This window comes from Amycolatopsis sp. WAC 01416, from assembly GCF_003947485.1.
Classification (GTDB): Bacteria; Actinomycetota; Actinomycetes; order Mycobacteriales; family Pseudonocardiaceae; genus Amycolatopsis.
Genome location: NZ_QHHX01000002.1, coordinates 1,012,955 through 1,037,188, shown reverse-complemented (window position 1 = coordinate 1,037,188; position 24,234 = coordinate 1,012,955). Strand labels below are relative to the sequence as shown.

Here is a 24,234-nt window from a genome sequence, read left to right as displayed (position 1 = left end):
CCGCGGACCGCCCGACGCCTGAACCCCGCAATTCGTCACCTACTTGCGGTAGTTGCACGTGCAAGGACCGCAAGCAGGTGACGAATTGCTAGATCGTCGGGACGCTCCGTAGGAGCTGTCGCAGGCCTTCGGCGTCCAGCAGGTCCGCCGGGCGGACGGTCTTGTCGTGTTTCACGTAGTGGAACGCCGCTCGCACCCTCTCGACCGGCACCTTCTTGAGTGCCGCCCACGCCAGCCGGTACGCCGCCAGCTGCACGGCCAGCGGCGCGAGCCGGTCTTTCTCCGGTACCGCGCCGGTCTTCCAGTCGACGACGGTCCACCCGCCGTCGGCGTCGGCGAACACGGCGTCCATCCGACCGCGCACCGTCACGCCCACGGCGTCCGCCGAAAACGGGACCTCGACGGCGTGCGGCACCCGGTGCGACCACTCGCTCTTCTCGAACGCCGTCTGCAACGCCTCCAGTTCGGAGTCGGGCGCTTCGTCGACGTCCGCCGCGCCCGGCAGGTCGTCGATCTCCAGCAGCTGCTCGCCGCCGAACCGCTGCTCCAGCCAGCCGTGGAACGCCGTCCCCCGGCGCGCGTAAGTGTTGGGGCGCACGGGAAGCGGTCGCCGCAGCCGTTTCGCCAACGCGGCGGGGTCGGCCGACAGCTCGACCAGCTGACTCACCGAGAGATGCGCCGGCAGCACGACCTGCTGAACGCGGTTCTGCGCCCGCGCGCGCTCCTCCAGCAGCACCTTGGTGTCGGAGATCCAACCGTCCGGATCGCCCTCTTCCTCAGTGTCTTCACTGTCTTCCGCGTCTTCCATAGCGCCGACAACCAGATCGACGCCGTTAGTGACGCCTTCGCGCCGCGGCCACAGCGGATCGACCGGCCACCGCGACCGGCGGGAGTCGGCGACCAGCGGGTTCTCCCCGTCGGCTTCCGGCTCGTCGGCCCAGTGCTCGATCCGGCCGACCGAGTTCCCGCGCATCACCTCGCCGATTTCGAGCAGGAACTCCGAAGGCCCTTTCGGCCGCGCGCTGCTCTCGTTCCACCAATGGCCGGAGATCAGCATCGTGTGTTCGGAGCGGGTCAGCGCGACGTAGCAGAGCCGCCGTTCCTCGTCCGCTTCCCGCGCGATGAAGCCTTCTTCGTGCAGTTCCAGCGCTTCCTGCACTTCCTTGCGGTCCGAGCCTTCGGGAATCCTCAGCTCCGGCAGATCCTCCGAGTCACCGCGCAGCGCGGCGGGCAACGAGGTCGACGTCCGCAGCCACGACGACGAACGCCGCCGTCCAGGGAAGACCTCCTTGACCAGATGCGGGATCGCGACGATGCGCCATTCCAGCCCCTTGGCCGAATGCACGGTCAGCACCTGGACCCGATCCGGGACGACCTCCACCTCGCCGGGGGTGAGCCCGTCCTCCGCGTGCGCGGCCGTGTTCAGGTAGTCCACAAAGGACAAAAGAGTGGCCGTCGGCGACGTCTCGGCGAAATCCGTGACGACGTCCGCGAAAGCGTCCAGATGCGCGCGTCCGGCCGGCCCCGGGCGGGCCAGTGATTCGACGTCGAGCAGCATGGTGCGTTCCACGTCGGCGACCAGTTCGGGCAGCGACTGGTCGAGCCGCCGTCGCAACGCCGAAAGCTCGGCGCCGATCTTCCGGATCCGCCGGTAGCCCTCGGACGAATACCGGTCCGGCGTCCCGGGATCGTCGATCGCGTCGGCGAGCCCGGCCTGTTCGACCCGTTCGGTCACCAGCACCGGTTCGTCCACATCGGACTTCCCCGAAGGTGGCACCGGCGAGGACAGTTCGCCCGCGCGGCGCCACAATGCCGCGAGGTCGGCCGCCGCGATCCGCCAGCGCGCCCCGGTCAGCAACCGGGCGGCGGCACTGCCCGCGAGCGGATCGGCGAGCACCCGCAACGTGCTGACCAGGTCCGCGACCTCGGGTTCGTCGAGGAGGCCGCCGAGGCCGACGACCTCGACCGGAAGTCCGCGCGCCCGCATCTCCGCCGCGATCGGCGCCATGTCGGCGCGGCGGCGCACCAGAACCGCCGCGGTCGGCGGCTTTCCGGTCTCCTCCACGGTTTCGAACCAGCGCTTCGCCACCGCGTCGGCCACCCACTCGCGTTCGGCACGGACGTCCGGCAGCAACGCGGTGGCGATGTCGGCCGTCCCCGCGCCCTCCAGCGCACGCAGCCGCGCGACACCGAGCCCGCGCTCCCGCAGCGGTTCCGAGATCGCGTTCGCGAGTTCGAGCACCTCGGGCGGGTTGCGGAAACTGGTCAACAGCCCGAAATCCAGCGCCGGGACGAGTCGTTCGCCGTTGTCGCGCGGGAAGTCCGTGGTGAACCGGGGCAGGTTCGCCGCGCTCGCCCCGCGCCAGCCGTAGATGGCCTGCGCCGGGTCGCCCACCGCGGTCACCGGCATCGGCGGATGCTCGACGCCGCCGAACAACGACCGCAGCAGGATCCGCTGGGCGTGCCCGGTGTCCTGGTACTCGTCGAGCAGGACGGCGCCGTAGCGCTCCCGCTCCCCCGCGACCACCGCCGGATAACTGCTGGCGAGCTGCGCGGCCAAGGACATCTGGTCGGCGAAGTCGAGCGCGCCCTCGGCTCTCTTCCGCGTGTGATACGCCTCGACCAGCGGCAGCAGCGCGAGCCGAAACCGTTGCGCTGTCATGACTTCGGCCAGTTTCTGCGGCAGCGCCGCACGCTGGCCCTTTGCCCGCGGCGCGTTCTCGATGACCTCGCACAGCCAGGACGTGTACTGCGCCAGCCGTTCGGGCTCGACCAGATGCTCACCGAGTTCCCCGGCCAGCGCCAGCAACTGCGCGGTCACCGTGGCGGGCACGCGATCGGTGTCGAGGTCGTTGTCCCAAGTGGACACCACGCGATGCGAGAACTGCCACGAAGACGTCTCCGAAAGCAGCCGGACCCCTGGCTGGACGGGCAGCCGCAGGCCGTGTTCGGACAGCAACCGCCCGGCGTATGCGTGATAGGTGAGCACCGTCGGCTCGCCCGCCGTCACCGTCATGCGCAGGTCGCCGGTCGGGTCGATCCTGTCGAGCAGCCCCGATCCGACGAGGCGGCGCAGCCGGGTGCGGACGCGTTCGCCGAGCTGGCGGGCGGCCTTGCGGGTGAAGGTCAGGCCGAGGACGCGTTCCGGCGGCACGATGCTGTTGGCCACCAGCCACACCACGCGCGCGGCCATCGTCTCGGTCTTGCCCGCGCCCGCCCCGGCGACCACCAGCGACGGCTCGATGGGCGCGGCGATGACCTCGGCCTGCTCGTCGGTCGGGCTGTGCAGGCCGAGCGCGCGGGCGATCTCGCCCGGTTCGACCTGACGGCGCTGGAGTGCGGAGATCACGGCCCGGTCACCTGCCTGCCCTCGGGCCGCAGCGGACAGCAACCCCTTGCCGGGCAACGATCACAGTCCGGGTTTTCGGTGACCCCGTACTCCGGGCCCGCGGCGGAACCGGCCGCCGAACGCACCAGTTCGAGCCACTGCTTGCCGCCGTCTTCGTCCAACGGCGCCTGCTCGCGCTGGGTGGATCCGGTCTTGTTGTTGGACTTCGCGACATAGACCAGCCGCGCGCCACCGGGTTTCGAACCGCCTTCGACCGCGCCGAGCAGCACGGCGAGCTGGTACGCGGCGAGCTGGGGATGCTGTTCGGCGTCGGCGGCGGAGATCGGGACCTTGCCGGTTTTGATGTCGATGACGACCGGACGGCCGTCCTTGTCCATCTCGACGCGGTCGACGCGGCCGCGCAGGAGCACGCGAACGTCGTCATCTCCGACCGGGAGCTCGACCTCGATGTCCTGCTCGACCCCGGCTTCGATCAGCTCCTTACGGCTGGACTCCAGCCAGGAGATGAAGTTCCGCAACATCTGCTCGACCCGCGACCGCTCGCGGCGCGAGAACCACGGCGCTCCCGCGTCGACCCGCACCCACGCCTCGTCGAGTGCCGCGCGGATCTGCTCGTCGCTGCTGCCGCCCGCGACCGCCTGCGCGAGGCCGTGCACCAGGGTTCCCGTGACGGCCGCGAGTTGCGCCGGGTCGCTGCCGCCGTGGCGTTCGATCAGCCACCGCAGCGGGCATTTGACCAGAACCTCCACAGTGGACGGTGAGATGCGGATGAGGTCGCCCGGCCCGTGCACGGGTTCGCCGGTGGAGGGTTCCAGCAGGCCGTACCAGGTGCCCGGATGCGCGCCAGGCACCCCGGCGGCGGCCAGTTTGGCGAGCTGGCGCGCCGCCCGCTGCCGCCTTTCCGGCTCGCTCGATTCGTCGCAGACCACCTCGCGCAGTTCACCGACGAGTTCCGCGAGCACCAGCGAACGTCCGGCAGGCTTCATCCGCGAATCGAGGCCGCCGTCGTCCGCGCCGTTCTCTTCGAGGTCGTCGATGAACCGCGAGGGCTGCTCGTCCTCCCCCGCGACCGCGCTGACCAGCAACGTCTTCCGCGCGCGGCTCGCGGCGAGGTAGAACAGCCGCCGCTCTTCGGCGAGGATCGGCGCGGTGGCGGACACCTTCTCGTCGTCGACGCCGGACATGAGGTCGACCAGCCGCTCCACGCCGAGCACGGAACCGCGCAGCCGCAGATCCGGCCAGCTGCCCTCCTGCACGCCGGCGATGGACACCACCGTCCACTCGCGACCGGCGGCCGCGTGCGCCGTCAGCAGCGAGACGCCTTCGCTCTTCATGGCCGCGGGCGCCAGCGTGTCACCCGCGATGTTCTGCGAGGACAGGTAGTCCGCGAACGAAGCGACACTCGCCTTCGGCAATCTGTCGACATAGCGACCGGCCGCGTCGAAGAGGGCGACGATCGCGTCGAGGTCCCGATCCGCCTGCGAGCCGAGCGAACCACCACGATCGACCAAACGCAGTAAGCGCTGTTCCAGACCGCTGGCCTGCCAGAGATCCCACAGCACCTGCTCGACACCGTCGCCGCGCACCACGGCCTGGTGCGCGGCATGCAGCAGACCGCCGACCCGGCGCATCGGCAGCGACTCGGCATCGGCGAGACCGGTGAGGACATCGTTGGTACGCAAGGCTTCCACCAGCAACTCGTCGCTGGACCGCTGCCCGCCGCCGGCGAGTTCCAGCCTGCGCAGACCGCGACGCAGCCTCCGCAGGGCGAGCGGATCCGCTCCGCCCAGCGGCGAGGACAACAGCATCTCGGCGAGATCTACGTCGAGCAGGTCCGGATCCGCGGCGAGCCGCAGCATCGCCAGCAGAGGACGGACCGCGGGCTGCTTCGCGAGCGGCAGTTCCTCGGTGGCCGAACCGATCGGCACCCCTGCCGCCCGCAAAGCGCGTTGCAGGACAAGGAAAGTACGGGCGGGCGACCGGACGAGCACCGCCATCTCCGACCACGGCACGCCGTCGACGAGATGCGCGCGGCGGAGCTGATCGGCGATCCAGCTCGCCTCGGCGGCCGGGGTCGGCATCAGGCGGACGCGGACGGCGCCACCCTCGGCGTCCGGCGCGTCGACGAGTTTGCGCTGCGGCGACGAGCCGGGCAGCACGGAGCCGAGTTTCGTGACGGCCGTGCGGATCACCGGGGCGAGCCGGTGCGCCGTGGTCAGCAGGACCGTGCGTTCGCCGTCCTCGTCCGCGTCGGCGAACAGCCGGGGATCCGCGCCGCGAAAGGAGAACACGGACTGATCGGGATCACCCGCGACGACGAATTCTTCGGCCGCGTGCCCGATGAGCCGGATGAGCTGGGTCTGCAACGGGTCGAGATGCTGGGCGTCGTCGACGAACAGGTGCCGGACGCGCCGCTGCTCGCGTTCGCGCAGTTCGGGGTCGTCCTCCAGCGCGAGCAACGCGGAAGTGACGAGTTCCGCCGCGTCCAGCGCGGGCGCGCTCGCGACGCCGAGCGCGTTGCCGCCCGCGCCCTGCAGCAGCGTGACCTCTTCGTACTGGCTCCAGAAGCGCCCGGCCGCGATCCACTCGTCGCGGCCGCGCCGCCTGCCGAGTTCGACCAGATCCTCTGGGCCGAGCCCGCGTTCGGCGGCGCGGAGCAGGAGGTCTCGCAGTTCCTCGGCGAAACCCGGCACGTTCAGCGCGGGCCGCAGCTGTTCTGGCCAGTCGAGCGCGCCCGCCTCGATGTCGCCGGCGAGCAGATCGCGGACGACGACGTCCTGCTCCGCACCGGCCAGCAGGCGAGGCGGCGGAAGTTCGTCGGCCTGCGCCTCCATCCGCAACAACGCGTACGCGTACGAGTGCACCGTGCGCACGAGCGGCTCACGGATCGTGCGCGGCAGCGGATCCTCTTCCGGATCGGTCGTGAGCCGGTGGGTGATGTCGGCGCGCAGGACCTCGGCCGCCTTGCGAGAGGTGGTCAGGATGAGCACGCTCTCGGGATCCGCGCCCTCCGCGATGCGCCGCGAAGCCGCCGACGCCAGCAAGGCCGTCTTGCCCGTACCCGGGCCGCCGAGGACCCGGCGGAAGCCGTCCGGAGCGGCCAGCAGGCGCCGGGCGCCGGAATCCCACTGGAACGAGGGCGTGCCGGTGACCGGCGTGCGGACCAGCCGCGCGTCGGTTCCTGCCGCTGTTCGCCGCCCGTTCACGCCCACGATGGAACCACGCCCCGCCGACACAACCTCGCAGCGGCACGGCAAAGTGGTCCCATGGATGACGAACTGCACGAGCGGGTGCGCGAGGTCATCGCGAGCGTGCCTGCCGGCTCGGTCGCGACTTATGGGGATATAGCGTCGGTTTCGGGAGCCCCGTCACCACGGCTGGTCGGGCGGATCCTCGGCGAGGACGGCCAGGACCTGCCTTGGCACCGCATTCTGCGCGCCGACGGGACGCCTGCCCCGCATCTGGTCCACGAGCAGCTGGAGAAGCTGCGCGCGGAGGGCGTCCTGGCCGACGGACAGCGCGTCGACCTGCGAAAATACCGGTGGCAGCGTGATACCGGCGATGACGCTGGCCCCGGCGCTCTCTTTTAGGTTAGCCTCGCCTAATGAGTTTCATCGAGGCGAAGGTGACCGGCGTGCGGCGGCTGACCCCGCATATGAGCAGGGTGACCTTCTCGGGGGCGTCGCTGGTGGACCACGCTCCCGACCAGTACCTGAAGGTGTTCTTCCCGCAGCCCGGCCAGGCGGAACCCGTACTGCCCGCTCCGCTGAGCGGCGACGAAGTGCTGTCCTGGTACCGGACCTACCTCGCGATGCCCGACGACGTCCGGCCGCCGATGCGCACCTACACCGTGCGCGCGCTGCGGCCGTCGGCGCAGGAGGTCGACATCGACTTCGTGCTGCACGGCGACGAAGGCCCCGCCTCGGCTTGGGCGTCGCGCGCTTCAGAGGGTGACCGGGTGGCCTTCCTCGGGCCGCACGGGCTCTACGACGTGCCTTCGGACACGACCTGGCAGCTACTGGTCGGCGACGAGACCGCGATCCCGGCGATCGGCGCGATCGTCGAAGCGCTGCCCGCCGGAACGCGAGCGGTGGTCTACGTCGAGATCGGTGATCGCGAGGATCGGCAGGTCTTCGAAACGCGGGGGACGGTGGAGCTGCATTGGGTGGTGCGGGGCTCCGGCTCTGTCGGCGATGCGGTGCTCGAAGCCGTGCGGAAGGCCGAACTGCCGGGCGGGACGCCTTACGCGTGGATCTCGGGCGAGGCGAACATGGTGAAGCTGGCGCGACGGCACCTCGTGCGGGAGCGCGGAGTGGACAAGCGCGCGATCTGCTTCACGGGGTACTGGCGGCAGGGCGTGAGCGAAGAGGCCGCCGGGCGGGAAGCGATGCGGCAGGCGGAAGCCGGGGAGACTCCGGCTCCCGACGAGGACTGAGCGCTTTCGGCCGCGTGCTGCGGGACGGGTGCGGGGGTGCGGCCGTCGACGGCATGTCCTGAAGGTGCCCTTTGAGACGTTCAACGTCTCAAAGGGCACCTTCAGGACATCAGCACCCTGCCCCCCGACCTGCGAAAAGAGAGCAAGGGACCTTTGCTATCACTTACGTAGGCATGCTAAGCAAGCGATAGCAAAGGTCCCTTGCTACCGCTTTGGCCCCTCCGACTCGGTCACCTCGGTGCCACGCTGGACACGTGCCGTGAAGGCCCCCTTGCCTACCCTGAAGGTAGTGAAGGAGGCCTTCACGGACCGGCCGGTCACCTCAGGCGCCGCAGCCGTCACAGAAACCCCGCTCTGCACTTACAACTCAGTGCGGCACCCAAAGTGTCACCCTGGTCCCTCGCCCCGGATGCGAATCGATCGTCCCCCGCCCGCCGACCTCCGCCAGCCGAGCCATGATCGACTGGCTGATCCCGAACCCCGGCGGCCGGTCCAGCATGCTGAAACCGGTCCCCTGATCCCGCGCGATGACCGCGACGCCGCCTTCGGACTCCTCGACGCGAAGCACGACCTGGTTCGTTCCGGCGTGCTTCACGGTGTTTCGGAGCGCTTCGCGGACGGCGTCGCGGATGGCGGTCCGGCGCGCGTGCGAGAGTCGGTAGTCCTCTTCGGTCTCGGCGGCGACGAGTTGGGTGCGGAGGCCGTCGCGCGCCATTTCGGTGGCGACCTCAGCGAGGTCCGCGGCGAGGCCGCGCGCCGACGGCGCGTCGGGTCCGGCCAGTTCGCGACGCAGTTCGGCGGCCTGCGCACGGGCGGCGGCACGCATCTCGGCGAGCCGTTGCGCGGCGGCGGAGTCGTCGTCGGGCGCCTCCATGCCCATCGCTTCCAGCGTTTGGAGCACCGAGTCGTGCATGACCCGCTGGGTCCGCAGGCGTTCGGCGCGCTGCCCTCGGCGCATCCCGATGCCCAGCGCGAACCGGGTCCCGACGCCGAGCAGGATCAGGATCCCGGCCGTGGTCACCATCGCCACGACGAGCGCGACCATGCAGCCGACCGATCGGCTCACCGCGAGCGGATGGTCGATCGGGAGTCCGCCGATCCAGGTCAGGAACGCCCGGAACGGCAAGGCCGCGATCAGCAGCAGGCAGGCGGCGGGCAGCCCGAACGAAAGTGTCCACAACGCCACCGTCCCGACCATCCACGTCCACGCGACGTCGACGGCGAACGGCTGGATCTCGATGGGCGCGGCCACGGCCACGATCGTCGTGAGCACCACGCCCACGGCGAGATCCGCGTACATCAGCCGCCCGGACGTCTTCGCCCGGATCCCGCGGCCCTTCACGACCCACCAGACCGCGAAGACGTTGAGCAGCACCGCCAGCAGCGTCGTGCTCAGCACCGGGACGATCCCCGCCGAACCGTTCGCGACCAGGAAACCGATGTACACCTTGGGAAACGCGGCCACGCGGTAGAAGATCGGGCCGAGGGCGGAGTAACGCATGGCGCGCATCAGCAGCGAGTCCGCGGAGTCTTCCCGATAGCGCCAGTCGGGAACGGAATCGGGGTCGGGTGCTTCGTCGGCGGGGCTCGCGCCCAAGACCGAAGAGCCCTTTCGCAACATCGCGCGCACGAACGTGACCGATTGAGACTCGGACATCCGCCGCCCTCCCCGCGTCCGATGTGTCGAGCCTGGCAAAGCGGGCTAGCCGCGTCAAGACGGCCGAATGCGCAGTTCCGCGACGAGAAGTTTGACGAGCGCGCCGAGTCGCTGACGTTCGGGCTGGACGGTCGGCACCCCGGCGGCTTCCAACGGCGCCGCGGTCACCGGTCCGACACATGCGCACAACACCGGGCCTCGCAGTGCGGCGAGGAGTTCCTCGCGACGCGAACCCGCCAGCGTGAGCAGATTCGTGGCCGCCGGAGCGGAGGTGAAGGCCAAAGCGTGCACGCGTCCGGAAAGCACACTTTCGACGAGTTCGTGCACAGGTCCGACGTCGGCGGGCGAAAGCCAGCGGTACGGCTGCGCCTGGACGACGTCCGCACCCGCGTCCCGCAGCGAACCGGTGAGTTCGGGCAGCAGCGTTCCGTGCAGCTGGACGGCGACCCGTGCCCCGCGAACCCCGGCGTCGCGCAAGCCTTCGAACAGTTCGGCGTTGCTCTCTTCGGGCGCGGAGAATTCCTCGCGCAGACCCTCACCGCGCACCGCGCCCGCCGCTTTCGGTCCGCGCACGAAGATCCGTGACGCCGCCAGCCGCTCCAGCAACGGTTCGCGCAGCCCCCAGCCTTCGGCCGCCGAAAGCCAGCCGCGGAACCCGGCGCCGGTGGTGACCGCGGTGAACCCGACCGGTCCGGCCAGCACGGCGTCCGTCGCCGCCCGCAGTTCGGTGTCGTCGGGCAGCGGGACGATCCGGATGGTGGGCGCGTGCAGCACGGTCGCACCATGCCGCATCAGCGCGCCGATGAAGTCTTCCGCCCGCCGTTCCGCGGTGATCCCGATCGTGATGCCGGCCAGGTCAGCCATAACGCGCGCCCATCTTCCTGATCTCCTCCGCCAGCCGCTCGCGCAGCTCCGGCGGTTCGAGCACTTCGAGGTTCCCGCCGAACCGCAGCAGTTCGCCGACGGCCGATTCTCCCGGCTCCACGGGCAGTTCCATCGTGAGCCAGCCGTTTTCGTCCGGTTCGGCGTCCGCTTCCCGCAACGCCCGTGCGCCGACGGCTCCGAGATAGAACGGCACCAGTATGCGGGCGAACTCGTTCAGCCGGACCACCGCCACTCGCGAGTACATCCGCTTTTCGAACTGCTCCGACCACTCCTGCCAGTACCGCGCGAGGTCGAAGTCGGACGGCCGCTCGAAGGTCTCGCCGAGATCGTCGAGCTCTTCGATGCGGGAGACCCGATAGGTCCGGTCGGTCCCGTCGCAGCGCGCCGCGAGATACCAGTTCCCCGCCTTGAGGATCAGGCCAAGCGGGTCGAGGACACGATCGACCTTCCGCTGCCCCCAGCGTTCGTATCGGACCTTGATCCGCCGCGCGTGCCAGACCGCGTCGGCCAGTTCGGACAGTCGCGGCAGGCTCTCGATCCCGCGATGCCAGCCGGGAACGTCCAGGTAGAACCGGTCGGAGAGCTTGCTCGCCCCGGCGCGCAGTTCCGCGGGCATGGCCGCGTGCAGTTTGAGCTGCGCGGCGGCGAGGACCGTGCCCAGCCCCAGTTCGGCGGCCGCGCCCGGCAGGCCCGCCAGCGAAAGCGATTGCGCCTCTTCCTCGGTCAGCCCGGTCAGCCGCGTGCGATAGCCGTCGATGAGCTGATATCCGCCCGTGCGCCCACGGTCGGCGTACACCGGCACGCCGGCGGCGGACAGCGCCTCGACGTCGCGGTAGACCGTCCGGACCGAGACCTCCAGCTCGGTCGCCAGCTCCTCGGCCGTCATCCGGCCGCGGTTCTGCAGCAGGAGGAGGACTGACAGGAGTCTGCTCGCGCGCATGACTCCAGTATCCCCGAAAACCTGACATGATCTGACAGGTATGGCTGACAGGGTGAACCCATGAACACGTTCGCCATGAAGAACTGGGAAGAAGCCCTCGTCAGCGGCACGGAGGGCGGGCCGCGCGTGGCACACGCGCACGCCACGTTCGCCTACAGCGGGCTGATCGACGGCGAGGCGGCCATCGACTACCTGCTGTACTACGCGGGCGAGGGCTTCGACGGCGGCGGAACGACGTCCCCCGGCCTCGAACGCATCGAAGGCAGTGTGGACGGGCGCAAGGGAAGCTTCGTGATCAAGCACGACACCGGGTTCGACGCGAAGGGCATCTCGTCGACGTTCACGGTCGTCGAAGGCTCCGGAACGGGTGAACTCGCCGGGATCACCGGCACCGGCACCACGACCGGCGCGCTCGGTGAGCCGACGATGTCGTACACGTTCGACTACTCGCTTTAAGGAGGGCCAGTGCTCGAGGTCGATCGCGAGCAGGTGCTGGCGTACCGGATCGCGGCGCACGGACTGCACCGTGAGGAGACGGATCCGGCTGCGGCGGCCGTGTTCGACCTCGGGCTGCAGGATTCCGTGCGGGACACCGCCCTGCTGGGCCTGGCCGCCCGGATCGACGGCGACATCACACCCGAGGTCTGGGACGACGAGCGCTTCGTGCTCGCGTGGACGCATCGCGGCGCGCCGCATTTCCACCGTCGCGCGGAACTCGACGCGATCCGGGCCGCGCTCGTGCCGCTCGACGAGAAGGACGCGATGGCGCGGATCCTCTGGCAGCGCAAGCAGGTCGAGGACGCGGCCATGTCCGCGACGGACGCGCTGTTCACCGCCGCGAAGGCGATCCGCGAAGTCGTCACCGGTACGCAGACCAAGGGCACGGTGAGCGGCGCTGTCACGAAACTGATCCCCGAAGGCCTGTCGTACGCCTGCCGCGGCTGCGGCGTGGTGCACATCTACGAGCAGCTGATGCGGGTCGCGTCGATCCACGCCGGAGTCCGGCTGGAGGCGGGCGCGACCCCGGCGACGTTGGCGCCACTGGAAAAGCGCGGCCGGCTCAAGACGTCGCCGGACGTCGAGGCGGCCACCCGCGTGGTCGAGGGCTACCTGCGGATCAATGGCCCCGCCGCCCCCGGTGACGCCGCCGCCTACGTCGGAACGACCCGCACCGGCGTCGACGCGATGTGGCCGGACGGCCTGGTCGAGGTCCGGGTCGACGGCAAGAAGGCATACCTGCCGCAAGACCGGGTTTCGTTGCTCGAAAACCCACCCGAGCCGGACATGGTCCGGCTGTTGCCCCCGCTGGACCCGTTCGTCCAGGCGCGCGACCGTGCCGTGCTGGCGCCGGACAAGGCACGGCAGAAAGAAGTCTGGAAGATCCTCGGCAGTCCCGGCGCACTGCTGGCCGACGGCGAGATCGCCGGCGTGTGGCGGGCCAAGGCGAGCGGGAAGAAACGGCTCGACTTCACCGTCACCCCGTTCGACGCCCTCCGCCCGGCCGTGCGGAAAGCGGCCGAGGAGGAGGCGGCCCGTGTCGCCGCCGCCCGGGAGTTCCCCGACCACCGCGTCACCTTCGCCTAGCCCCGAGCCCGCAATTCGCGCCCAGCCGGAACTTGCCAGCCGACAGGCTTCGAGTAGTCACCACGCCCAGACCTGTACCCCCACGCGCAGCAAGAGTTGCCTCGCAAAGCAGCTTGCGCACGACAGACAATCTAGGATATGTCGCAAACTTGCCCGTAACGCAAACTTGCCCCAGTGGGACAAGTTCCACTTTCGGGCAAGTTTCGTTGACTCTCCGTATCCGTCTGTGCCATCATCGCCCCGTGCCCGCCGTCGAAAGCAACCCAGCCAGCCTGGTTGATCAGGCTGTACGCGTCCTACACGCACTACTTGGCGAGAGCTGGTCAGTGACACTCGCACCTTCAGCGGGTGACGACCAAGAAGACGGCAACGCGTTCGACGGCCGGGTGACAATCGCTCCACCCGATGCCAGCCCCTACACGGAGCTGCTGATAACGGCACGACAATCAGTCACGCCTCGCGAGGTCGAGACGCAACTCGGGGCCATCAGGAACATCCTGGCGCACACGCGCGCCTCGCCGACCATGCTGGTGGTCTCGCCATGGATCAGCGCACGAGCCCAACAGGACCTCCGGGACCGCCGAATCGGCTACATCGATCTGACCGGCAACGTCTTCCTGTCGGTCACATATCCTGCGATTCACCTTCAGTTACAAGGTGCGTCCCGCTCTCCTCGCGCGAACCTCGGGACAGCGACCGGCACCAAGCGGGTCACCCTGGCGGGCGAGAAAGCAGGCAGGATCGTCCGTTTCCTCGCGGATTTCAGGCCGCCGTACAAGGCCAAGGACATCGCGAACGCGACACAAGTCGACTTAGGCTGGGTCTCACGCTTGCTGGGCGCGCTCGACGACCAGCGCCTGATCGAGCGCACGAACCGTACGATCACCGACGTCGACTGGGCCGATCTTCTGCACGCTCGGGCCATGACGACCAAGTTGCTCAACGACAATAACTACGTCGGGATGATCGCGCCTGCCGGTACCAAGTCGGTACTGCGCGAGCTGACCACTTTTCCGCACCCTCCCCACGGAAATCCACAGGTGCTGGTGACCGGTCCGTATGCCGCGCGCGCGGTAGCCCCGATCGCCACCGGCGGCCAACTGATGCTCTACGTCGACAATTCTCCCGGCTCCATCGACTTCGTGGCCGACGAGCTTGGGCTGCTGCCTGTAGACCACGGCGCCGAAGTCCTGCTATTGCGCGCACGTGACGCAGTGATCTTCGACCGTTATCGCACGGTCACCGGCATCCCACACGTGGCGCTGAGCCAGCTGGTGATCGACAGCCTCTCCGGTCCTGGGCGAATGCCGGCCGAAGCCGAGGCAGTACTCGACCTTATGCGGGCCACAGAGGAAACCTGGCGACAACCCTGGCTCGCGAAATTCGAATCGAAACCTTCCCGCTAGCCTACTTCGCCATCCCGTTCTCTTCAGGAAGATGAGTCCAATCGTGGCCAAGGTCCCCGACGGGGTCGACGTTCAGGAACTGACCATCGTCGCGCGGAAGGTGCTCCTCGACGGACTGACCGCACTCAAGCAGCACCTAGACGCGCTGACCGTCGTCGGTGCCCAGGCGGTCTATCTGCAAACTGCGGAGGTACCACTAGCCGCCGCTGCCTACACATCCGACGGTGACCTCGGCGTCGACCCGCAACAGCTTGCCGACGAGCCGTTGCTGGAACAGGCACTTCGGAGCGCCGGCTTCGAACGACTTCAGCAGCACCAACCAGGGCTATGGGGCCGTACTGAAACGGTGGGCGGCACCGCCACAAAGGTCGAATTGGATCTGCTCGTCGGCCAAACTCTTGCCGATGGCGGCAGCAGAAGTGTCAAGATCCAGCCTCACGACAAGATGGCCGCGCGGCGTGTGCCAGGCCTGGAGCCCGCAGTGGTCGACCGGATGCCCATGACCATCACCGCGCTGGAGTCCAGCGACGATCGCCAGATCTGTGTACACGTCGCGGGAGCCGGAGCACTCCTGGTCGCGAAAGCTCACAAGATCCACGACCGGCTGAACGACAGTGCTGTCCGCCCGTACCGCTTGACCGACAAGGATGCCGGTGACGTCTATCGGCTCATGATGGGTACTCGCGCGCGGGAGGTCAGCGACACTTTCCGGACACTTCTCGCGGACCCGCGAGTTGGCGACGTGGCAGCCACAGGACTTGCCTATTTGCGCGAGCAGTTCGGTGGTGCGGACACTGCCGGAGTCAGGCTCGCCATCGAGGCCCTGGCCGGATCGGTCCCCGAAAGCACCATTCGTGCCGCGGCGCCCGCCTATGTTCGCGCGCTCCCCATTCCGTGATCTGACCCCGCAATTCGTCACCTACTTGCGCCACTTCCCCGCGCGACCACCCGCAAGTAGGTGACGAATTGCGGGAGTCACGAGTCGATGGCCAGGCGGTAGCCCCGTTTCACCACCGTCTGGACGAGTTTCGGTGACCCCAGAGAACTTCGCAGGCGTCCGATCGCGGTCTCGACGGCGTGCTCCTCGCCGCCGTCGGGCAACGCGGCGACCAGCTCCCGCCGGGAGAACACCCGCCCCGGTGACTCCGCCAGCGCCCGCAGCATCGCCATCGGCGCGGGCGCGATGTCACACCACTGCCCGTCGACCAACGCCGCCTGACCGCGCAGTTCGATACTCCGCCCGCCCGCCCGCAACCGTGGTGAACGGGCTTCGAGCGCGTCGGACACCGTCCGCGCCAACGCCCCGATCCGCGACCGCGCCGGCTGGACCGTCGGGATCCCGAGCGCGGCCAACGGCGCCGCGGTGATCGGCCCGACACAGGCGACCACGACGCGCTTTTCCAGTGCTCGCACGACTCCCGGCAGCTTCCCGGTCCGCTTCGCCACCGCCAGCAGCGACGCGGCCGCAGGCGCGCTGGTGAACGGCAACGCGTCCACCGAGCCGTCGAGGACGGCGTCCAGCAACCGGTCCAGCGGGCCGGGATCGGCCGGACCGACCCAGCGGTACACCGGAACCTCGATAACCTCGGCGCCCGCCGCGCGCAGACTGTCCACAAAGTACGGAAGCGGCTCGCCGTGCAGCTGCACCGCGATCCGCTGACCGTCCACACCGGAATCGAGAAGATGCCGCAGCACCTCGGCATTGCTCTCCGAAGTGGGTGAATAGTCCTCCGAGAGCCCGGCCGCGCGGATCGCTCCTTTGGCCTTCGGGCCGCGTGCGAGCAGCGCCGACTTCCCCAGACTGTCCAGCAACTCCTCCCCCAGCCCCCAGCCTTCGGCCGCCTCGACCCAGCCGCGGAAGCCGATCCCGGTCGTCGCGACGACGACGTCGACGCGGTCTTCCAGCAACCGCATGGTCGCCGACCGCAGTTCGGTGTCGTCGGCGAGCGGCACGATCCGGATGGCCGGACCGTAGCGCACGGTCGCACCCTTACGCACGAACAGCGCGCCGAGCTCGTCAGCTCGCCGCGCCGCCGTGATCCCGATGACGAATCCCGCCAGGGGAAGGGCTTCTGTCACGGTGAGAACTCCACCTCCACCACTCCCCCGGAGACCCGCACCCGGTACGCCTCGACCGAGACACCCTCGGCGTCGAGACATTCACCGGTCCGCAGGTCGAAGCGTTCCTTGTACACCGGCGACGCCACCACGGGGACTCCGCCCGCGTCGCCGACGATCCCCCGCGAAAGCACCGCGGCCCCGCTGACCGGGTCCATATTGGACAGTGCGTACCACCGATCGCCGGGAAGCCGGAAGATCGCCACCTGGACGCCGCCGTCGAGCAGGGCGGCGACACCGGACCATTCGGGGACCGCGCCCGCCGCGCAGACGACGGTCCAGGTGCGCTCGATCGAGGTCGTCACTGTTTCACCTCCGGGATGCCCAGCAGCACGGGCACCTTCTGGTCGCGTTCGGTGCGGAACGAGATCGTCGGATCCGGCGTGCCCGGCGCGTTGACGAACGAGCTGAACTTCGCCAGCTTCTCCGGGTCTTCCAGCACGCCGCGCCACTCGTCGGCGTAGTCGCCGACGTGTTTGGCCATCGCCGCGTCGAGGTCCTCGCAGATGCCGAGCTTGTCGTCGACGATCACCGCGCGCAGGTGGTCGAGCCCGCCTTCCATCTCCTCGACCCACGGCGCGGTGCGCTGCAGGCGGTCGGCCGTGCGGACGTAGAACATCAGGAACCGGTCGATCGTGCGGATCAGCGTCTCGGTGTCCACTTCGGACACCAGCAGATCCGCGTGCCGTGGGGTCGCGCCGCCGTTGCCGCCGACGTAGAGGTTCCAGCCCTTGTCGGTCGCGATGACGCCGAAGTCCTTGCTCCGTGCCTCGGCGCATTCCCGCGCGCAGCCCGAAACCGCGGACTTCAGCTTGTGCGGCGAGCGAAGGCCGCGGTAGCGCAGCTCCAGCTCGATCGCCAGCCCGACGCTGTCCTGCACGCCGTAGCGGCACCACGTCGAACCGACGCACGACTTCACCGTGCGCAACGACTTCCCATACGCGTGTCCCGACTCGAACCCGGCGTCGACGAGCCGCCGCCAGATCGGCGGCAACTGGTCGACGGTGGCACCGAACAGGTCGATCCGCTGCCCGCCGGTGATCTTGGTGTACAGCCCGAAGTCCATCGCCACCTGCGCGATCACCATGAGCTTCTCCGGCGTGACCTCGCCGCCGGGGATCCGCGGAACCACCGAGTACGTCCCGTTGCGCTGCAGGTTCGCGAGGAACTTGTCGTTGGTGTCCTGCAGGGTCGCCTGCTCGCCGGCGAGGATGTGCCCGTTGCCCAGCGTGGCCAGGATGGACGCGATCGCCGGTTTGCAGATCGCGCAGCCGGTTCCGGTGCCGTAGCGGTCGATCATCTCGCTGAACGTGGTGATCCGCGTGGCCTGGAGGATCTGGAACAGCTCCGCGCGCGACTGCGGGAAGTGCTCGCACAGCGCCTTCGACTGCTCGACGCCGCAAGCCGTCAGCAGCTTGCCCAGCAGCGGGACACACGATCCGCACGCCGTGCCCGCCCGCGTGCAGCCCTTGATCTTGGCGACCGAATCGCAGCCCTCTTCGGTGATCGCGTGCGTGATCGCGCCCTTGGAAACCGCGTTGCAGGAACAGATCTGCGCGGCGTCTGGTAGCGCGTCGACGCCGGCCGCCGCCCCGCCACCGGCCGGGGCGAGGATCGCGCCGGGCTCGGCGGGCAGCGGCCTGCCGACCATCGCGCGCAGGGTGTTGAACTCGCTCGCGTCGCCGACGAGCACCCCGCCGAGCAACGTCTTCGAGTCGTCCGAGATGACCAGCTTCTTGTACGTCCCGGCGACGGCGTCGTTGAACGCCACCTCCAGCGCGCCCTCGGTCGCCGCGTGCGCGTCGCCGAAGCTGGCGACGTCGACACCCATGAGCTTGAGCTTCGTGGACATGTCCGGCTCGGGGAACGTACCCTCGCCGCCGGTCAGCCGCGCCGCGACGATCTCCGCCATCGCGTAACCCGGCGCCACGATGCCGTACACCTTGCCGTCCACGGCCGCGCATTCGCCGATCGCGTACACCGCCGGATCCGACGTCCGGCAGGTGTCGTCGACCAGGATGCCGCCCCGCGCGCCGACCTCCAGCCCGGACGAACGCGCCAAGTCGTCACGCGGCCGGATGCCCGCCGAGAAGACGACCAGGTCGACGTCGAGTTCCGTACCGTTGCCGAGCTTCGCGATGTAACGCTCGCCGTCCGGCTCGATGGCGTCGGTCGACGTTCCCGTGTGGACGGTCACGTCGAGGTCGGTGATCAGCCGCCGGAGCAGGCCGCCGCCGCCCTCGTCGACCTGCAGCGGCATCAGGCGCGGCGCCATCTCGACCACATGCGGCGAGAGACCCATGTCCCGCAACGCCTTCGCGGCTTCCAGCCCCAGCAGCCCGCCACCGATGACGACCGCCGAACGCCGTCCGCGCCCGGGCCGCTGAGCGGCTTCCCGGATGGCGTCGAGGTCTTCGATCGTCCGGTAGACGAAACAGCCCGGAAGATCGTGTCCCGGCACCGGCGGGACGAACGGCCGTGAACCGGTCGCCAGGACGAGCGCGTCGTACGGCTGCTCGTAGCCGGCCTCGGTGACGACGACCTTGCGGTCCCGGTCCACCGAAACCACCGCGTCGCCGAGCCGCAGCTCTACCAGCGGGTCTCCCGCGTAGTCCGCTCCATCGAGAGCGAGGGAAGCCGGCTCCCAGGTGTCCACATAGGACGTCAGGGCGACGCGATCGTAAGCGGGGCGCGCCTCCTCGGCGAGGACCACGATCTGCCATTCGCCGGTCTTGTCCTCCGCGCGCACCGCTTCGACGAGCCGGTGCGCGACCATGCCATGTCCCGCGACGACGAGTTTCCGCATCAGACCTCCGCTCCGGCGAGCGCCAGACCCCGGACGCTCGTCACCTCCGACTGCTGCTTGCGCAGGTACACCGCCCACGTGACGGCGAAGCACAGCCCGTAGAAGACGAGGAAGGCGACGAACGCCGGCACCCCGCTCTTCGTGTCCGCGAACGACTGCCGGAACGCCAGGTTGATGAACAGCCCGCCGAGCGCGCCGATCGCGGCGGCCAGCCCGATCAGGGCACCGGAAAGCTTGCGCGCCTTGAGCATCTCCAGCGTCTCGTCCGCGCCCTCGCTGATCGCGACCTTCGCCTTGGCGCGGAAGATCGCCGGGATCATCTTGTACGTCGAGCCGTTGCCGATGCCGGTGAGCACGAACAACACGATGAACGCGACAGTGAACAACGCCAGCGAGTTCGACGTCGACGCCAGGATCAGCACCACGGTCGCCGCGGCCATGCCGACGAACGTCACGAAGGTGATCTTGCCGCCGCCGATCCGGTCGGCGAGCCAGCCGCCCGTCGGTCGTGAGAACGAGCCGAGCAGCGGGCCGAGGAACGTCACCGCGGCCGCCTGCAGCGGCGTGCGGCCGAACTGGTTCTGCAGCACCAGGCCGAAGGCGAAGCTGTAGCCGATGAACGAACCGAACGTGCCGACGTAGAGGAACGACATAACCCAGGTGTGCGGATCCTTGACGACCTCGCGCATCGCCTTCGTGTCGCCCTTCATCGAGGCGAGGTTGTCCATGTAGAAGTACGCGCAGACCGCCGCGACCACGATGAGCGGGATGTAGATCGCCAGCACCACCCGGGGCGCGGTCGCGCCGACGGTGCCGATCACCAGCAGCCCGATCAGCTGGATCGCCGCCACGCCGAGGTTCCCGCCGCCCGCGTTGAGCCCGAGCGCCCAGCCCTTGTGCTTCTCGGGGTAGAACGCGTTGATGTTGGTCATCGACGACGCGAAGTTCCCGCCGCCGACCCCGCCGAGCGCGGCGATCAGCAGGAACGTGCCGAGCGAGGTGCCCGGTTGCATCGCGATCGCCGCGAGGATCGTCGGCGCCAGCAACAGCAGCGCGCTGACGATCGTCCAGTTCCGGCCGCCGAACCGCGCCACCGCGAAGGTGTACAGCGGCCGCATCAGCGCACCGATCAGCGTCGGCGTCGAGACCAGCAGGAACTTGTCCGCGGCCGAGAACCCGTACTGCGGGCCCATGAACAGGACCATGACCGACCACAGTGTCCAGACGGAGAAGCCGATGTGCTCGGCGAGGATGGAGAACCAGAGGTTCCGCCGGGCGATCTTCTTCCCGGTCTCCTCCCAGAACCGCTCGTTCTCCGGATCCCAGTGCTCGATCCAGCGCTTGCCACGAGCGTGCATGAGGTCCTCCTTGGTGGATGCGTTCGGGTTCACTGGGCGGCCAGCCATTTCGCGACCCCGCCGACGGCGTCCTTGCAGCCGCCGCAGCCGGTGGTCGCCCTGGTCGCTCCGGCGAGGGCCGGGACGTCGGTGGCGCCGGCCCGCCAGGCCTCGACGAGCCGCCCCTTGGTCACCGCGTTGCAGCGGCAGATGACCGCCGACGCCGGCAGATCGGCCGGGCTCGCCGCAGACGGCGCACCGGGCGGAAGTGATCGTCCTAAAAGGACCGCCAGCCGGTCTTCGGGCACCGGAGTACCCCGGTCGTAGAGTTGGCTGATCGTGGCGGCCGCGTCCGGCAGGCCGAGCAGGATCGCGCCGGCCACCCGGTTTTCGCGGATGACGAGTTTGCCGTAGCGGCAGCCCGCCGGGTCGCTGAAAGTGAGTACTTCGGCGGCCGGGTCGTCCGCGCCGGTCGTCGTCTCGCCGAGCGCGGTGAGGTCGATGCCGCGGGCCTTGAGCCGCGTCACCGCCTGGGTGCCGCGATACCGTGACGCGGATTTCGTGCCGGTGACCAGATCCGCGACGACGGCGGCCTGTTCCCACGCGGGTTGCACGAGACCGCCGAACGCGCCCGGATGCTTCGCGCAGTCACCGATCGCGTGGATCCGGCCGTCGCTGGTACGCAGCAGATCGTCGACGACGATGCCGCCCTCGACGGTCAGCCCGGCGTCCACGGCCAGTTTCGTCTCGGGCCGGACACCGGTGGAGACGACGAGGAGATCGGCGGGTACGTGCGTGCCGTCGTCGAGTTTGAGCCCGTCGCCGCTGACATAGCGCGCGGCCCCGACACCGAGCCGGAAGCCGACGCCGAGTTCATCGAGCTTCCTGGTCAGCACCCGCGCGGATTCCGCGTCGAGCTGGCGCTCCATGATGTGCGGCATCGGATGCACGACGGTGACGAGGTTTCCGCGTCCGGCGAGGCCTCGCGCGGCTTCCAGGCCGAGCAGCCCGCCGCCGAGCACCGCGACCGGGGCACCCAGTTTGGCGGCGTCGAGGATGCGGGCGCAGTCGTCGAGGGTACGGAAAGCGACGACGTCCGGACCGGGTTCGAGTCCTTCGACCGGCGGCATCCACGGGTTCGCGCCGGTGGCGAGCACGAGCACGTCGTAGTCCACAGTGGACCCGTCGTCGAGATGCAGCCGCCTGGCCTCGCGGTCGATCGACGTCGCGGCGACGCCCCGCCGCAGGTCGGCACGGGTGCGCGAGGACCATTCGTCGTCGTGCAGCCGGACGGCCTCGGGCCGCATGGTCCCGGCGACCACCGACGAGAGCAGCACCCGGTTGTAGGCGGTGTGCTCCTCCGCGCCGACGACGGTGAGCCGCACGCGTTCGCCTTCGGGGTCGCGGCGCTGGATCTCGTCCGCGAGCCGCGCGCCCGCCATCCCGTATCCGGCGATGACCACCGACCGGGGGCTCACGCGACGGCCTCGGCCGGGGCGAGCGCGACCGCGCACACCTTGAACTCGGGCATCCGGCTCGTCGGGTCGAGCGCCGGGTTGGTCAGCAGGTTCGCCCTGCCCTGACCGGGGAAGTGGAACGGCAGGAACACCAGGTCGGGGCGCAGCGACGCCACGCAGCGGACCCGGGCGACGGTCTCGCCGCGCCGCGAGCGCACGACGGCGAGGTCGCCCTCGGCCAGCCCCGCCCTCGCGGCGGTGTCGGGGTGAACTTCCACGAAGGCCTCCGCTACGACGTCGTTCAGCTCCTTGACCAACCGGGTCTGTGCCCCGGACTGGTAGTGCTGCAGGACCCGGCCCGTGGTGGCCTGCAAGGGGAATTCGGCGTCGGGCAGCTCGGCCGGGCCGACGTGGTCCACCGGGACGAACCGCGCGCGGCCATCCGGGTGGGCGAAGGAGTCGAGGAACATCCGCGGCGTGCCGGGATGCGATTCCGCCGGGACGGGCCAGTAGAGGGCCTCCCCGTCCCGGAGCCTGTCGTAGGTGATGCCCGAGTAGTCGGCGACGCCGCCTTTGGACGCCTGGCGGAGCTCGGTGAAGACGGTCTCGGCGTCCGCCGGGAACCGTCCGTCCGGCTGGCCGAACCGGCGGGCGAGTTCGGAAAGCACATAGAGATCGGTCTTCGCGCCGGACGGCGGGTCGATCGCCTTGCGCCGCAGCAGGATCCGGCCTTCGAGGTTGGTCATCGTGCCGTCCTCCTCGGCCCACTGGGTGACCGGCAGGACGACGTCGGCCATCGCCGCCGTCTCCGAGAGGACGAGGTCCGAGACCACCAGGAAGTCCAAAGAGGACACCCGGTCCTGGATGTTCCCGGCACCGGGCGCGGAAACGACGAGGTTGCTGCCGAACACCATCAGCGCGCTCGGCCCGTCTTCGGTGCCGAGCGCCTCCAGCAGCTCGACGGCCGACCGGCCCGGTCCCGGCAGGGATTCCGGCGGCACACCCCACACTCCGGCGACGTACTCGCGGGCCGCTGGGTCGTCGATCTTGCGGTAGCCGGGCAGCTGGTCGGCCTTCTGCCCGTGCTCGCGACCGCCTTGGCCGTTGCCCTGACCGGTCAGGCAGCCGAACCCGGAACCCTTGCGGCCGGGCAGGCCGAGGGCGAGCGAGAGGTTGATCCAGGCGTTGACCATCGCGGTGCCGTTGGCGTGCTGTTCGGTGCCGCGCGCGGTGAGGACGTAGGCGTTGCGGGCCGCGGCGAGCTTGGCGGCGACGCGGCGCTGGTCCGCGGCGGAGACCCCGGTGACCTGCTCGACCCGCTCCGGCCACCAGGCCACGACCGAGCGCCACAGCTGCTCGAAGCCGTTCGTCCGCTTGTCCACATAGGACTGGTCGAGCAGGCCGTCGGCGACGACGGCGTGCAGGATTCCCTGCGCGAGCGCGAGATCGGTCCCCGGCGCGGGGGCGAGGTGCAATCCGGCCAGTTCGGCGGTCGGGGTGCGGCGCGGGTCGACGACGATCAGGTCCGCGCCGCGCAGGTGCTGCGTGAACGGCGGCATCGTCTCGGCCGGGTTCGCGCCGACGAGCAGGACGGCGTCGGCGTCGGCGAGATCCGTGACCGGGAACGGCATCCCGCGGTCGGCGCCGAACGCCTTGATCCCGGCGGCCGCCGCCGACGACATGCAGAAGCGGCCGTTGTAGTCGATCTGCGAGGTGCCCAGCGCGACGCGGGCGAACTTCCCCAGCAGGTAAGCCTTCTCGTTGGTCAGCCCGCCACCGCCGAAGACGGCGACCGAGTCCGCTCCCTTGGCCGCGCGGATCTCGATGAGCCGCTTCGCGACGAGGTCGAGGGCCTGCGGCCAGGTCGCGGGCCGGAGTTCGCCGTCGACCCTGATCAGCGGGGTGGTCAGGCGGGAAGGCGAGGTGAGGAGCTCCCCCGACGTCCAGCCCTTCTGGCACAGGCCGCCGGCGTTGACCGGGAAGTCACGCGGTGCGACCCGGGCGCCGTCGAGGCTCATCCCGCACTGCAGGGCGCAGTACGGGCAGTGCGTGTCCACCGCGGTCGCGGTGGGGGCGGCGAGCGGCACGGGCACCTCCTCCAGGCGTCGATAGCGCTTGAAGGTAGGTAGGCCGTGTTACCTGGAAAGTCCTGAATGTTTCAGGCGTTTGACATTGACCGCCGCCGATGGACGTCACACCGTGAGGTCACCGCACCCCCGCAATTCGTCATCTACTTGCGGTCGTTGCGCGTGCGACCGCC

17 protein-coding genes are annotated in these 24,234 nt (G+C 69.6%); 6 read left to right on the top strand and 11 right to left on the bottom strand.

Translation table 11 applies throughout. From position 1 onward, the window contains the following. Positions 1-88: 88 nt before the first annotated feature. Both DL990_RS09405 and DL990_RS09400 read right to left on the bottom strand, forming a co-directional pair. The gene (locus DL990_RS09405; RefSeq protein WP_125798398.1) at positions 89-3,349 is read right to left on the bottom strand and encodes an ATP-dependent helicase; all 3,261 of its coding nucleotides are present in this window, start codon (positions 3,347-3,349) and stop codon (positions 89-91) included. Beyond that, positions 3,346-6,561, bottom strand: a complete 3,216-nt coding sequence (locus tag DL990_RS09400) for an ATP-dependent DNA helicase (RefSeq protein ID WP_199746274.1) — start codon at positions 6,559-6,561, stop codon at positions 3,346-3,348. The genes DL990_RS09405 and DL990_RS09400 overlap by 4 nt, the downstream gene beginning before the upstream one ends. A 54-nt stretch (positions 6,562-6,615) precedes the next feature. Here DL990_RS09400 and DL990_RS09395 point away from each other — a divergent pair, with 54 nt between their 5' ends. Both DL990_RS09395 and DL990_RS09390 read left to right on the top strand, forming a co-directional pair. Next, positions 6,616-6,939, top strand: a complete 324-nt coding sequence (locus DL990_RS09395) for an MGMT family protein (protein ID WP_125781021.1) — start codon at positions 6,616-6,618, stop codon at positions 6,937-6,939. A gap of 14 nt (positions 6,940-6,953) precedes the next feature. Continuing rightward, positions 6,954-7,784 carry a siderophore-interacting protein gene (locus DL990_RS09390; protein ID WP_125798397.1) on the top strand — a complete coding sequence of 277 codons (831 nt, stop codon included), beginning with the start codon at positions 6,954-6,956 and terminating at the stop codon, positions 7,782-7,784. A gap of 367 nt (positions 7,785-8,151) precedes the next feature. On the opposite strand, the gene DL990_RS09385 is transcribed toward DL990_RS09390, so the two are convergent. The 3 genes from DL990_RS09385 to DL990_RS09375 are packed head-to-tail and all read right to left on the bottom strand — an operon-like array spanning position 8,152 to position 11,266. Beyond that, positions 8,152-9,441 (bottom strand): sensor histidine kinase, encoded by a 1,290-nt coding sequence (locus DL990_RS09385; protein ID WP_125798396.1) that lies wholly within the window; start codon positions 9,439-9,441, stop codon positions 8,152-8,154. Between the two features lie 54 nt (positions 9,442-9,495). Further along, complete coding sequence (locus tag DL990_RS09380) at positions 9,496-10,305, bottom strand: uroporphyrinogen-III synthase (RefSeq protein ID WP_125798395.1); 810 nt, start codon at positions 10,303-10,305, stop codon at positions 9,496-9,498. Next, positions 10,298-11,266, bottom strand: a complete 969-nt coding sequence (locus DL990_RS09375; RefSeq protein ID WP_125798394.1) for a YafY family protein — start codon at positions 11,264-11,266, stop codon at positions 10,298-10,300. Before DL990_RS09375 ends, DL990_RS09380 begins: the two co-directional genes overlap by 8 nt. 60 nt (positions 11,267-11,326) lie before the next feature. Between DL990_RS09375 and DL990_RS09370 the strand changes: the two genes are divergently transcribed. From DL990_RS09370 to DL990_RS09355, 4 genes are all read left to right on the top strand, one after another. Then, positions 11,327-11,722 (top strand): DUF3224 domain-containing protein, encoded by a 396-nt coding sequence (locus DL990_RS09370; protein ID WP_125798393.1) that lies wholly within the window; start codon positions 11,327-11,329, stop codon positions 11,720-11,722. Between the two features lie 9 nt (positions 11,723-11,731). Then, on the top strand, positions 11,732-12,850 hold the full coding sequence (locus tag DL990_RS09365) for a DNA glycosylase AlkZ-like family protein (RefSeq protein WP_125781009.1): 1,119 nt from the start codon (positions 11,732-11,734) through the stop codon (positions 12,848-12,850). 242 nt (positions 12,851-13,092) lie between these two features. Then, positions 13,093-14,256 carry a hypothetical protein gene (locus DL990_RS09360; RefSeq protein WP_199746273.1) on the top strand — a complete coding sequence of 388 codons (1,164 nt, stop codon included), beginning with the start codon at positions 13,093-13,095 and terminating at the stop codon, positions 14,254-14,256. A 43-nt stretch (positions 14,257-14,299) separates the two neighbouring features. Continuing rightward, a complete protein-coding gene (locus tag DL990_RS09355) occupies positions 14,300-15,154 on the top strand; it encodes a hypothetical protein (protein WP_125781007.1) in 855 nt (284 codons plus the stop codon). Between the two features lie 77 nt (positions 15,155-15,231). Here DL990_RS09355 and DL990_RS09350 read toward each other — a convergent pair whose 3' ends face one another. Genes DL990_RS09350 through DL990_RS09325 form a run of 6 tightly spaced genes read right to left on the bottom strand, consistent with a single transcriptional unit; the run spans position 15,232 to position 24,061 of the window. Further along, positions 15,232-16,335, bottom strand: a complete 1,104-nt coding sequence (locus tag DL990_RS09350) for a uroporphyrinogen-III synthase (RefSeq protein WP_125798392.1) — start codon at positions 16,333-16,335, stop codon at positions 15,232-15,234. Further along, entirely contained in the window at positions 16,332-16,679 is a 348-nt protein-coding gene (nirD, locus tag DL990_RS09345; RefSeq protein WP_125781003.1) for a nitrite reductase small subunit NirD, read from the bottom strand. Before nirD ends, DL990_RS09350 begins: the two co-directional genes overlap by 4 nt. Next, positions 16,676-19,180, bottom strand: a complete 2,505-nt coding sequence (nirB, locus tag DL990_RS09340; protein WP_125798391.1) for a nitrite reductase large subunit NirB — start codon at positions 19,178-19,180, stop codon at positions 16,676-16,678. The genes nirD and nirB overlap by 4 nt, the downstream gene beginning before the upstream one ends. Next, positions 19,180-20,538: a NarK/NasA family nitrate transporter gene (locus DL990_RS09335; protein WP_125798390.1), complete on the bottom strand. Its 1,359-nt coding sequence runs from the start codon at positions 20,536-20,538 to the stop codon at positions 19,180-19,182. The genes nirB and DL990_RS09335 overlap by 1 nt, the downstream gene beginning before the upstream one ends. Positions 20,539-20,567: 29 nt before the next feature. Beyond that, positions 20,568-21,995 carry an FAD-dependent oxidoreductase gene (locus DL990_RS09330; protein ID WP_125798389.1) on the bottom strand — a complete coding sequence of 476 codons (1,428 nt, stop codon included), beginning with the start codon at positions 21,993-21,995 and terminating at the stop codon, positions 20,568-20,570. Beyond that, positions 21,992-24,061 carry a molybdopterin oxidoreductase family protein gene (locus DL990_RS09325; protein WP_199746272.1) on the bottom strand — a complete coding sequence of 690 codons (2,070 nt, stop codon included), beginning with the start codon at positions 24,059-24,061 and terminating at the stop codon, positions 21,992-21,994. Before DL990_RS09325 ends, DL990_RS09330 begins: the two co-directional genes overlap by 4 nt. Between the last annotated feature and the right edge of the window lie 173 nt (positions 24,062-24,234).

Coding starts and splice junctions, on each gene's coding strand:
- DL990_RS09335 (WP_125798390.1), bottom strand. CDS start 20,538: ATGCACGCTCGTGGCAAGCGCTGGATCGAGCACTGGGATCCGGAGAAC.
- DL990_RS09375 (WP_125798394.1), bottom strand. CDS start 11,266: ATGCGCGCGAGCAGACTCCTGTCAGTCCTCCTCCTGCTGCAGAACCGC.
- DL990_RS09380 (WP_125798395.1), bottom strand. CDS start 10,305: ATGGCTGACCTGGCCGGCATCACGATCGGGATCACCGCGGAACGGCGG.
- DL990_RS09390 (WP_125798397.1), top strand. CDS start 6,954: ATGAGTTTCATCGAGGCGAAGGTGACCGGCGTGCGGCGGCTGACCCCG.
- DL990_RS09385 (WP_125798396.1), bottom strand. CDS start 9,441: ATGTCCGAGTCTCAATCGGTCACGTTCGTGCGCGCGATGTTGCGAAAG.
- nirB (WP_125798391.1), bottom strand. CDS start 19,180: ATGCGGAAACTCGTCGTCGCGGGACATGGCATGGTCGCGCACCGGCTC.
- DL990_RS09370 (WP_125798393.1), top strand. CDS start 11,327: ATGAACACGTTCGCCATGAAGAACTGGGAAGAAGCCCTCGTCAGCGGC.
- DL990_RS09395 (WP_125781021.1), top strand. CDS start 6,616: ATGGATGACGAACTGCACGAGCGGGTGCGCGAGGTCATCGCGAGCGTG.